The organism is Pontibacter akesuensis (genome assembly GCF_001611675.1).
GTDB classification, from domain to species: domain Bacteria; phylum Bacteroidota; class Bacteroidia; order Cytophagales; family Hymenobacteraceae; genus Pontibacter; species Pontibacter akesuensis.
Genome location: NZ_CP014766.1, coordinates 1,745,490 through 1,757,237 on the forward strand (window position 1 = coordinate 1,745,490; position 11,748 = coordinate 1,757,237).

An 11,748-nucleotide genomic window follows, 5' to 3' on the forward strand; every position below is an offset into this window, starting at 1 on the left:
ACAGCAAGTATAGGAGCATATGAATTATGAAATTGATAATCTGGACAAGCAGATTCTGAGCCTGCTGATGCTGGATGTGATGCGCCCCTACACCGATATTGCCAAGGAACTAGGCGTATCAGGTGGCACCATACATGTGCGCATGAAGAAGCTCAGCGAGATGGGCGTGGTAAAAGGAGCGCAGCTGCTGGTAAACCCCTCGGCCGTGGGCTTTGATATTTGCGCCTTTATAGGGGTGTTCCTGGAGAAGGGATCTGAGTACAACGAAACGGTGGCGAAGATGCGCGACATACCCGAGATTGTGGAATTGCATTACACCACCGGCTCCTACAGCATGTTCGCCAAAATCATTTGCCGCGACACCAACCACCTGCGCGAAGTACTGAACGAGAAGCTACAGTCCATAGCCGGCGTGCAGCGCACCGAAACGCTGATATCGCTGGAGGAAAGCATAAACCGCCAGATCAGGATAAACTAAAAACAGAAGAGGCGCCGGTAAGAGCGCCTCTTGTTGATAAATGGTGATAGGTTGATTCATCTTCTCCCCCCTGTCATTTCGACGACAGGAGAAATCTATCTGGGATTCTGTAAAGATCTCTCACTGCGTTCGAGATGACAGTTGTGGAAGTATAGAATTAGCCAACCTACCCCTCCAAGGAGGGGAGTAATGCCTTAAAGCAGAAGGATGGCCAATCCTTTAAACTATTTCAGTTTCTGGAGTGCCTCCCGCAGCCTGCCCACCGATGCCTTGATATCATCCAGTGAGGCACCGCCTACGGACAGTCTGAACCAGTTCAGGTCTTTGCCGGAGCCGAAGGCCGAGAATGGCACCACCGCCAGCTTCGCCTCGTGCAGCACATAAAACGTGATGTCCTGGCTTGTCTCCAGCACTTTGCCCTCTGCCGTGGTTTTACCAGCCAAGTTCATTTGAGCAGACAAATAGATTGCCCCCATCGGTTCAATCGCATCCACCGCAAACCCCTCTGACTTCAATTCCTTAAAGCCATTGTAAAGCACGTTCAGGCTTTCCTGCACCTTTGGCTTAAACTGGCTCATAAAGCTGTTTACCTCCTCCGGCTGCTGCAAAAACTCGGCTGTGGCCATTTGCTCGGCTTTAGGTGCCCAGGCACCCACGTGGCCAAGTATAGATTTCATCTTGTCCATCACCACCGTTGGGCCAAACGCGTAGCCTACGCGCACCCCAGTGGCAGCAAAGCACTTGGAAGTTCCGTCGATGTAGATGGTATAGTCACGTATTTCAGGACGCAGGCTAACCGGATCGTAATGCTCGGCAGTTCCGAAGGTTAGCATCCAGTAAATCTGGTCGTAGAGCAGGTAGAGCGGCTTCTCGCCTTCGCCACGGCTGCGGTTCTCCTCTAGCACCGCCTCGCAAATCTCCTCCAGGTCCTTTTTAGAGAACATGGTGCCCGTTGGGTTCAGCGGAGAGCACAGCGCCAGCATGGTTGCGCCTTTCAGGTGTGGCTTCACGTCGGCGGCAGTCGGCATGAAGTTGTTCTCAGGGCGCGTTTTCACCTCCACCGGCGTGGCACCTGATAAATGGCAGTAGTGGTTGTTGTTCCACGATGGCGTAGGGTACACTACCTTATCGCCCGGATCGACCAAAGCCATGTAGGTAGCATAGATCAGCGGACGGGAGCCGCCGGCCACCAGGATGTCGTTCTCGGGGTAAGCCAGCCCCAGGTGCTCCTGAGTAAAGGCCACTATAGCCTTGCGCAGCACCGCCACACCGTTTGCAGGCGGGTAATTGGTGTGCCCCTGTTCGTATGCTTTGGTGATGCCCTTGCGTAGCTCCTCCGGAATCGGGTAAATACTGGGGTTGAAGTCGCCGATGGTGAGGTTGCAGATAGGCTCTCCCTTGGCAATCATTGCATTCACCTCGCCAGCCACCCGAATTATTTCGGAGCCGATCAGGTTCTGCGCCATTTTAGAAACAGTCATGTCAGGAATCGTAATTTGATTAGTCCCTGCTAAATTAAAGATTTACACGCAGGTATTTAGCCGCTTAGCCGGAATTTGTTTGACGGGCAAGTATGGAAACTGCTGTTTTAAGGCTCAGGTCACCTCCACGGCATCTAGTGTTATGACAATTATATCCGCCTTCAGCCGCTCGCAGAAGTTCAGTTTTTTGCCTGATGCTTTATACTTAGAACAGCAGCGTGGCGGTTAGTTTGATGCGCAGGTTGTCTTTTTCCCGCTCCAGGGCGTAAGGGCCGTAGCGGTAAAAGGCGCCTACCCCAATGCCACTGAAAGGAGAGCTGATGATGTTGTTCAGCAGCAACCCCGACTCAAAAAAGCCTTTGCGCATACTGGTGTAGCTGTTTTCCGGAAGCTCCTGCAGCGACTCATCCATACTTCCGATTCCGATGTTCGTTACCGCTACCAAATCCGGGGCGAAGAAGCGGGTGTTGAAAAGGCGTTTCCCGAAGTTCTGCGAGAAGAATAGCGCGGCATACCTGTCGGAGAAGAATTCGTAGGGCTGCATGGTTTCAAACCCTGCGCCGGTGTATACTTTGTACTCCGGATTGTAGCTGCCATAGCCGTTAAAGCGTGTCACGAGCGGTGCATTGCCCGCCACCAGGCCTGCTGCAAGTATAAAACTGCTTTCGCCGAAGGTGCGGTGCCGGAACAGCTGCTGCAGGCGCGTCTCATACTTGTTGTAGCCGTAATCGCCGTCTAAAAAGCCCTCGATGCCGCGCGTGTACTGCAGCCACAGCACCGGGTGCTCCTGCTGCGGCATGGCCATAAGGCGGTTAAACTGCTGCATATATTTCTCGCCGGGCGCGTACCGAAAGCTGATCACTGCCTCTGTCAGGTCAAACTCCGGCAAAGCTGTGTTCTCCTGTCCCAGCAGCGTCGGCCTTCGTTCCTCCTGACGCAGTTGCACCTGTGCCTGCAGGTAGCGCTGCACGCGGCCGCGCAGGGCAACACTTTTGTGGGTGGTGTAGTCCATCTCAGGCAGCACGGCACGGCGCAGGTTGCCCAGCAGGCCGCGCTCCTCCTCAAAGGCCAACCGGTGCCCGCCTGTCTCCAGCACATCCTCGTAGTACACCGCTTTTAGCTGCAGCGCCATCGGCTGCGAAAGTATAACCGAGGCATCCGCGCCATACTTGGCTTCGTCATCCTTAAAGCCATAGCCCCAGTAGCCACCAATTTTAAACCGCTCCGACAAGCGCTCATTCGTGTGCGCCCCCAGCCCCAGCCGCAGTCCCTCAAAATCACTGAACTTTAGCACGCGGTTCAGGTCCAGGCTTAATGGCCCGATGGGGATTTGCTTGTTCAGCAGGTACTCCATGGTCCGGATGGTGCGGTCCAGCTTTTGGGCGCGGCCCACGCTGTCGAGGCGCGTGTAGGTGCGCTGCTCCAACTCGCTTAACGAATCGGGGCGGTAGGTCTGGAAAAAGCTTTCGGGCTGCCGGTTCGCGTTTGGCTCCTGCTTCAGGGCCACCACGCCAAACTCGGAGCGCTTCAGGGTAGGACTCAGGTTGATGTTGGTGATGTAGGTGCGCATGCGGGCGTAGGGCTGATGTCCGCTCAGGCTTATCTGCGGCACGGTCAATTCTACATCCAGCTCGGTTGGAAACCACTTCTGCTGCGGCCCCACCCGCTCGTATTGCTGCTGCAGCTTGATGTTGCGCTTGTCGTCGTCTCCCGCCGATGCAGCAATCACGTTCTGCACTGCCCAGCCTGCGCTGTTGATGTATAGCAGCCCCTCCAGTCCCTCAAAATTTTTGCCCTGCTCAGGCCTGAAGGAGATCACAAAAACTGTATCCTGCCCCTGCTCCAGCGTTTCCTGCAGCACGAATTTATACTTGCGGGTGCTGCCCGGGCTCAAAGGGCTCAAGTAACGCTTGCCGAAGAATACGGGCAAATCATCATACACCGAAAAATCACGCGCCTCGGCAGCCACCACACCAAAGCTCGGCTGCTGCAACCCCGAAACGCGTGTAGCGAGAATCGTCTCTTTGGTGAAATTGGGCTGTAGAAAAGCATAATCCGTGATGCTCTCGAGCAGGAACAGGTGCTGGTTCTGCAGCAGGCTGCGCATCTTCAGGTACGTTGAGTCGCGCTTGGAGAGGGCCAGGGTGTCGCGCAGCTCCAGTTCCGCCACGTCGGTAGCGGTAAGTATAAATTTGTTGTAGGTGCGGTAGGTATAGCTGTTGAGGCTTTGCAGGCGGTTTTGCTCCCGGTGCTGCGTGGCCAGCCGGATAATGCGGTGCGCTGGGTTCTCGCCTGTACCCAGCACCACCACCTCCTGCAGCTGTGCCGAGGTAGGTTGCAGTTGCACGTTTATACTTGCCACAGAGTCCGGATAAACGACCTGCGGCAGATAACCCACATAACTGAAGCGCAGGTTGCGGATGGGCTGCTCGTGGCGCAGGCGGTATTCGCCTTCCAGGTTCGTAGTGGTGCCAGTCTCGCCCTCGTTTACCGTGATGCTCACGAAGGGCAGGCGCTCTCCGGTGGCGGCATCGCGCACCGTGCCCTCCACCTGCCGCAGTTGCGCCAGCGAAGTCCCGGAAATCAAGCACAAGTATAAAAACAGCAGAAAGCGGAAGTACGGCATCCTGTAAAGATAAAAAAAAGGCGCTACTCCCGCAGCGCCTCCTCCTGTTAGCAAGTATAAATCAGAACTGCACCACCAGCCCCATACCCGGGCTTCCGTTTGGCAGCACCGTTGGCGCAAGGGTGGTATTAATGCCTTTATTGTTCGCGAACTTGTCGTGCAACCAGTACACCGTATTCACCGATAAAATACCAACTCCAGCCCCGGCCAGCACATCGGCCATCCAGTGCTCGTTATTCAGAACCCGAAATATTCCGGTGGCACTCGCGATGGTATAACTGCCTACGCTCACCCAGCGGCTCTTGTGCCGGAATTCTTTATCCACGATGGTGGCAATGGTAAAGGCATAGGCCGTGTGGCCGGAAGGAAAAGCATGATTATCCCCGTTAGGGCGGTCGATGTTCGTGAATTTTTTCGTGGGCCATACCAGGGCGGAGGTCAGCGCGCCGGAGGCCAGCAGCAGGCCGGTTTGCCGCACCATGTCGTGGCGGTTCTGCGAGGAGAGGGCGTTAAAGCTGTATAGGTACACGATTGGCGCAAAGAACAGGTAATCGTCTACCTTGGTGCTAAACTCAGGAGCACTGCGGTTTCGCGCATCACGGGCATCAAAGCTGCTGAAAAGGCCGTTGCCCTGGATGGTGTAAACGCCTGCCCCGATCAGCACGGCTGCCGGTAATACGGCCCGCTTCAGGTAGCGCTTGGTTTCGCCTTCGCGCCGCTGCGCCTCGGTGAAGGGGTTTTCCTGCCCCGGGTAAACCGTATCAGCGGGAGCCGCTTTTTTTAAAGTGTCCTGCAGGGCCAGGTTAAATCGCTTGGCGGCCAAAGGTGCTTCCGTGGCGGCGGCTGTGTCTGTAAGTATGGTTTGCTGTGTTTGCGCCAGCACAGGGTTTGCCAGCACGATCAGCCACAGCAAGTGTAGGGCTAGCTTCTGCTTTATATTCAAGTTCAGGAATGATTTTGTTTGCCGCAAATTAACCTTTATCAACTTCATTTTGTGCCGTCTCCTCCAAATTTTGTTAACACTTTAGTAACGAAAATATCATACTGAGATAACAGTAGAATGGTTACTTCCATACTTTTTCAGCTTTAGAGTCAAACAGCACCTCTGTTTGCATCTATTTACAGGGCTGCAAAGGAGCTTTTTAAGCTTACGGCCGCATCAGCTTCAAGCACAAGCCGTAACAGTAAACTACCCGAACCAAGTATAAGCAAGCAAAAAAACCACGCCATGAAACTGCTGACTGCCACACAAACCAGGGAAGCCGACGCGTTCACCATAAAAGAAGAAGGCATCACCTCCACCGACCTGATGGAGCGGGCGGCCAGGGCGTTCACCTGCTGGTTCGAGAACAAATTTCCGCCGGGCCGGGAGGTGCACATTTTCTGCGGTCCCGGCAACAACGGCGGTGATGGGCTGGCGGTGGCGCGACTGCTGCACGGTCGCACCTACACGGTTAGGCTCTACCTTGTTGGCGACACAACCAATGCCTCTGATGATTTCAAAGTGAATCTGGAGCGCCTGCCGCACGACCTGAAGCCGACACAACTGGCGCAGCAGGCCGCCATGCCGGAGTTGTCACAAAACGTTTGTGTGATCGACGCGCTCTTTGGCACCGGCCTCAACCGACCCGTTACGGGCTTCTATGGCGGCGTGATCAACAGCCTGAACGACAGCGGCGCCTGCATCACCTCCATCGACATGCCCTCCGGCCTCTACACCGACAGCCAGACACCGGAGGAGGGAGCCATCATCAAGGCAAGCTACACGATCAGTTTTGAGCTGCCGAAGCTGGCTTTCCTGCTGCCTCAGCACGAGGAGTTTGTGGGCGAGTGGCATGTAGTGAAGATCGGGCTGAGCCAGCAGTTCCTCTCGGAGGTGCGTGCGGATTTGTGCTATACTACCCGGGAGGATGTGCAGCGCCTGATCAGGCCGCGCAAAAAGTTTTCGCATAAGGGGATTTACGGGCACGCCTTGCTGCTCTGCGGGGGATACGGCAAGATTGGAGCCGCTGTGCTGGCCGCACGCGCCTGCCTGCGCAGCGGTGTTGGTTTACTAACCATACAGGCGCCACAGGCTGGATACATCATTCTGCAAACCGCCGTGCCCGAGGCTATGACGCTGACGGACAAAAACCGCAGACACCTCTCAGAGCTTCCGCGGGAGATAGATAAATTTGATGTAATTGGCGTTGGCCCTGGTCTGGGCACTGAGCGGGTCACGAAAACCGCTATCGGGCAACTGCTGGCCACCTCGCACCACCCGTTGGTGATCGATGCGGATGCCATCAACATTATTGCAGGCAGCGAAAAGTTGAAGGCACAGCTACCGAAAAAAAAGGCCATATTTACGCCCCACCCAAAGGAGTTCGAGCGGCTGGTGGGTAAGGTAAAAAATGATTACGACCGCCTGCAGCACCTGCGCGAGTTTTGTGTCGAGTACCAATGCTACGTTACGCTGAAAGGTAGCCACACCGCCATCGGCACGCCGGAGGGCAAGGTATACTTTAACTCCACCGGCAACTCGGGCATGGCTACCGGCGGCACGGGCGATGTGCTGACGGGTATTGTTACAGCGCTGGTGGGGCAGGCTTATACTTTAGAAGAGGCCTGTTTGCTGGGTGTGTACGTGCATGGCCTGGCGGCCGATCTGGCGCTGCACACGGTGGGCGCCATCTCCATGACGGCCTCCGATGTAATCGACCACCTGCCCAAGGCTTTCCTGCACCTCACCCGGCCAATGCCATAGCGCCAAACACAAGCCCGGCGTGCAACAGCATCGCGCCATCCGCAAGTATAACGTAGTACATGCGGGGCCGATCCGTAGAAGACAACAGCACCACCACAGCTGCTGCTGCTGCACTTGCCACGAGCGCCCAAAGCACCAATCCGCTTTCGCTGTAAACCAGCACCAGCACATACAGCAGCAGCAGACCCAGCGATAGCAGTTTCGTATTTCGCACGCCGATCCAGCCCGGGAAGGTGAGCGTGTTTGTGTTTCGGTCGTATGTATAGTCGCGCACATCAAACAGAAGGGCCAGGGCAAGTATAAAAAGGAAGCGCCTGAAGAACAGCCACAGTGCCTCCGGTTGCCATACCTGCATGCCCGCATCCAGCAGCGGTAGCATCGCCGTTACCACCGCCCATACATAGGCAATCAGGAAAACCTTCAGCAGGGGCACACTGCGCAGGGGCCGCACGCGCTTCTGCTTGTAAAGTATGGGCACGGTATAGCCGACCGAAATAATGGCCAGGTGCAGCAGGAACCACAGGTTTATCTTCAGGTCGAACCAAAAATAGACGACAACAGCGGCGGCTATACTTGCCAAGGCCAGAACAGCCAACGATTTTTTGTGGCGCAGGCTCCAAATTGAGTGGTTCCTGTCTATTGGCTGCCCCGGCCTGCGCAGCATACTTTGCACGCTGCTTAAGTTGTAGGTAAACAGCGTAGCCAGAAACACAAAGATGGCCATGGAGAGTGACAGCGGAAGCCCTGCCAGCAGGTATGTTTCCAGCGTAAGGGCAAAGGCGCAGCAGGAGATAAAGATGCTACTGTACAGCAGCCCTTCCAACAACTGGTACCATCCCCTTTGCCGGTACGGTTGCTCCTCTGCGCTTATGCTTCTGTTTGCCTCCATTGTCTCCTGCAATTACGCAACAAATCACCCGCCAATCAAACCAGCTACTCAAGAGTGCCTAAAACGAAAAAGCCCGGCTTCGGAAATGTCCGGGCCGGGCTTCTGGTTTAGTCGATTTTGATTACAAGGCTTTCACTTTCTTCTGTGGCTCACCGAACGTGGTGTTGTACAGGTCGATGCTATCCTGAATGATCTTGTAGGCGTGCTCACGGCCCAGGAACTGCTCCACGATCACCTCTTTGTTCTCCAGTTTCTTGTAGTCTTCGAAAAAGCGGCGCATCTCCAGCAGGGTGTGCGGCGGCAACTCAGAGATATCGTTGATGTGGCGCACCGACATGTCGTTATAGGCCACGGCGATGATCTTGTCATCCTCCTCGTTGTTGTCAATCATCTGCATTACACCGATTACCTTGGCATCGATCAGGCACATCGGCTGCACATCAATTGAGCAGATCACCAGTATGTCTAAAGGGTCTTTATCATCGCAGTAGGTCTGTGGGATAAAGCCGTAATTGGCAGGGTAGTTCACCGATGAGAAAAGCACACGGTCCAGCTTAAGCATGCCGCTGTCTTTATCTAACTCATACTTTGCCTTTGAGCCTTTTGGTATTTCAATAATTGCGGTTAAAACCTCCGGCGCCGCGTCGCCATAGCGCACACTGTGCCATGGATTGTTGATGTCCTCCGTATTCTCCATTTTCATCTTTGTTTTAATGCGCCGTCTATTTTTCTTCTTCAGGCGCTATGGTTATTTCATATATACTTGCAAGGGTTGCCCTATACTTCCGTTTGGCTCCTGTATGTAAAGCCAGGCCGCAAGTGTGGCAGCAATATCTGACACGGCCACAGCGGCATCGCTCTCGCCGGGCTGCACCTTCCAGCCGTACCATACCAGTGGCACGTGCGTGTCGTAGTTCGAGTAGGAGCCGTGCGTGGTGCCTGTGCGGCCGTTGTAGCCTTCAAACCACCCCGGCTCCAGCAGCAGGATCACATCGCCGGAGCGCCTGGCGTTGTAGCCGTTCTCCACACGAGCCATCATGCCTGCGCCCCAGTTGCCGCCCTGAATTTTGGAGGCCGTCACCGTGCGCATCACACCATCAAAGCGCAGTACGTAGTCGGCTACCCGCTGCTGCACGTCTTCCAGGCTAAGCTTCTTGCTCTCGATCAGGCTGCGGTTCAGGTAAATCTGCTGGTTCATGTAGCGCTCCACCCAGTCCCCCTTCCCGTACAGCTCGTCCAGGAAAAGGTCCGTTGAGTCACGCACTGTCTTCGACACGGCCAACCCGGATGGTGCCTTCAAGCTTGCCAGGTAGTCCGGCACGTGGGCAGCGCCGTGGTCAGAGGTAAGGAAAAACAGCACCTCGCCTTTTCCCACTTCATTCTCAATCTTGCTGATCAGCTCTGCCATTTCCTTGTCCAGACGCAGGAATACGTCTTCAGCCTCGATAGAGTTTGGCCCAAAGGTATGGCCTACGTAATCGGGCGTCGAAAAGCTAATTGTCAGGAAATCCGTTACCTCGTCTTTCCCCAGTTCCTCCGCTTGCAAAGCAGCAAGGGCAAAATCTTTGGTAAAGGTGTTACCTGCCGGTATTGAGCGAAGCAGTTCAAAGTCATCTCCGCGCATTGCCGGTATATTGTGCGGGAAAACAGGCTTCTCCTCGCCCGACAGTGTACCTTCCCAGCTAACGTCATCAGCGGTGCTTTCGGTGTACTGCGCGATGGGCAACAGTGTTTCCCAAGGCTCGCTCAGGTACTTATCCGCCAGTTTTCGCTCGTTAAACGCCTGTACCCAGGCCGGCAATTGTTCCTTATAAAACGTGCTCGTGATCCAGTTTCCCGATTCTGAGTCGAACCAGTACGCACCGTTTGCCAGATGGCCCGCCGGAAGTATGGAGCCGCGGTCTTTCAGCGCGACACCCACCACTTTAGCGCCCATGTTTGTAGCCAGCTTCAGTTCGTCGGTAATTGTAGTTGTCTTCAGATTTTCGGGCGACATTTGCCCAGCGGTGGAAGTGCTGCCTACCGTTTGCACTGATTTGTCCTCCACGCAGTACATCGTTGCCTTCTGGTCGCGCTCATACCAGCTGTTGCCCACAATTCCGTTTATGGCAGGCACACTGCCTGTGTAGATCGACGCATGGCCCGGGCCTGTATAGGTGGGCACATAGCTGTACTGGGTGTTCTTAAAATTGAAACCCTGAGCAAGCAGCTTCTTGAATCCTTCGTTGCCATACTTGCTCCAATAGCGATACAGGTAATCGTACCGCATCTGGTCTACCACTATCCCTACCACCAGCTTTGGGCGGTTGGCTATCGGGTCCAGGCTTGCTGTAGCAACAGCTGCTGTACCGGTCGAAGCAGTTGGGGTGGTGGCACTGGCACAGGCACTAAGTATAAGCAGGCAACAAGCTGCCGCCTTTATCCATACGCTCTGTTTCAGTTGATGTATGTTGATCATGTTGTATCAGTTAGCTGCTGCAAATATAACAGGTGCTTCGCTGGAATCTGTTCCGGGTAGAAACACAGCTGTTATTTTACAATTTGTTAACAGGTTCCTCAGCAGGGGTACCCTCAAAAAATAAGCAGCGCCCACCTGTGCTGATGGGCGCTGCTGTATTGCTTTTGGAAGCTTTTTACTTGGCTGCTAAGGCCTCGGCACCACCCACGATCTCGAGGATCTCCTTGGTGATGGCCGCCTGGCGCGTCCTGTTATAAGTCAGCTTCAGTTCTTTTATCAGTTCCCCGGCGTTTTCCGTTGCCTTGTCCATGGCGGTCATACGGGCACCATGCTCAGAGGCATTCGACTCCAGCACCGCCTTGTACACCTGGATCTTAAGCGACTTTGGAATCAGCTCCAGTATGATTTCTTCTTTAGAAGGCTCAAACGTATAGTCAACCAACATAGCGGAAGCATCCACTTCCTCAGCCGGCTTCTCCTCAATTGGCAGGAACTGCTCCTGGCGCACAATCTGAGTTGCCACGTTTTTGAACTCGTTATAAACCAGGTCTACCTGGTCAAACTCACGGTTTACGAAACCAGCCATGGCGCGCTCTGCAGCGGTACGCACTTCATCAAAAGTAAGTGTGCCGAACAGGTTAGCGTAATCGCTGATCACATTCATGCCTCTCTTCTTGAAAGCGTCATTCCCCTTGCGGCCAATGGTCAGTATGGTTACTCTACCGGCATCAAACTGGGCGCTGTACTTGCTCTGAATAAGTGACATCACACCTTTCACGATGTTCGAGTTAAAGGCGCCAGCCAATCCACGGTCAGAGGTTACGGCAATGATCAGCACGCTGTTCACGTCACGCTTCTGGGCATACTGGTTGTCCACAGCACCCTCCGTCATCGAAGACAGGTTTGTCAGGATACCGCTCAAGCGCTGTGCGTAAGGGCGCATGCGCATAATAGCATCCTGGGAGCGTCTTAACTTAGCAGCCGACACCATTTTCATGGCTTTGGTGATCTGCTGTGTCGACGACACCGATACAATGCGGTTTCTTACCTCTTTTAAACTTGCCATACTG

General features: G+C 54.5%; 9 protein-coding genes. 2 read left to right on the top strand and 7 right to left on the bottom strand.

Annotation, left to right across the window (positions count from 1 at the left end; translation table 11 throughout):
- The first annotated feature begins 19 nt into the window (after positions 1–19).
- Positions 20–478, top strand: coding sequence for an Lrp/AsnC ligand binding domain-containing protein (locus tag A0W33_RS07405; RefSeq protein ID WP_068837563.1), 459 nt, complete (start codon positions 20–22; stop codon positions 476–478).
- Between the two features lie 224 nt (positions 479–702).
- Here the strand turns inward: A0W33_RS07405 and A0W33_RS07410 are convergent, their stop codons facing one another.
- The 3 genes from A0W33_RS07410 to A0W33_RS07420 form a co-directional block, all read right to left on the bottom strand.
- A complete protein-coding gene (locus A0W33_RS07410; RefSeq protein ID WP_068837564.1) occupies positions 703–1,959 on the bottom strand; it encodes a pyridoxal phosphate-dependent aminotransferase in 1,257 nt (418 codons plus the stop codon).
- A 205-nt stretch (positions 1,960–2,164) separates the two neighbouring features.
- Positions 2,165–4,585 carry a DUF5686 and carboxypeptidase-like regulatory domain-containing protein gene (locus A0W33_RS07415; RefSeq protein WP_068837565.1) on the bottom strand — a complete coding sequence of 807 codons (2,421 nt, stop codon included), beginning with the start codon at positions 4,583–4,585 and terminating at the stop codon, positions 2,165–2,167.
- Positions 4,586–4,646: 61 nt separating this feature from the next.
- Positions 4,647–5,528, bottom strand: coding sequence for a phosphatase PAP2 family protein (locus A0W33_RS07420; protein WP_068839992.1), 882 nt, complete (start codon positions 5,526–5,528; stop codon positions 4,647–4,649).
- Between the two features lie 285 nt (positions 5,529–5,813).
- Between A0W33_RS07420 and A0W33_RS07425 the strand changes: the two genes are divergently transcribed.
- Positions 5,814–7,331, top strand: a complete 1,518-nt coding sequence (locus A0W33_RS07425) for a bifunctional ADP-dependent NAD(P)H-hydrate dehydratase/NAD(P)H-hydrate epimerase (protein ID WP_068837566.1) — start codon at positions 5,814–5,816, stop codon at positions 7,329–7,331.
- Here A0W33_RS07425 and A0W33_RS07430 read toward each other — a convergent pair.
- The 4 genes from A0W33_RS07430 to atpG all read right to left on the bottom strand — a co-directional run bounded on the left by A0W33_RS07430 (position 7,312) and on the right by atpG (position 11,744).
- Entirely contained in the window at positions 7,312–8,220 is a 909-nt protein-coding gene (locus A0W33_RS07430) for a UbiA prenyltransferase family protein (RefSeq protein ID WP_068837567.1), read from the bottom strand. The two genes, A0W33_RS07425 and A0W33_RS07430, sit on opposite strands and share 20 nt — an antisense overlap.
- Positions 8,221–8,341: 121 nt before the next feature.
- Positions 8,342–8,923 (bottom strand): inorganic diphosphatase, encoded by a 582-nt coding sequence (locus tag A0W33_RS07435; protein ID WP_082815157.1) that lies wholly within the window; start codon positions 8,921–8,923, stop codon positions 8,342–8,344.
- Between the two features lie 45 nt (positions 8,924–8,968).
- A complete protein-coding gene (pafA, locus tag A0W33_RS07440) occupies positions 8,969–10,678 on the bottom strand; it encodes an alkaline phosphatase PafA (protein WP_082815158.1) in 1,710 nt (569 codons plus the stop codon).
- Between the two features lie 175 nt (positions 10,679–10,853).
- Positions 10,854–11,744: an ATP synthase F1 subunit gamma gene (gene atpG, locus A0W33_RS07445; RefSeq protein ID WP_068837568.1), complete on the bottom strand. Its 891-nt coding sequence runs from the start codon at positions 11,742–11,744 to the stop codon at positions 10,854–10,856.
- Positions 11,745–11,748 lie beyond the last annotated feature (4 nt).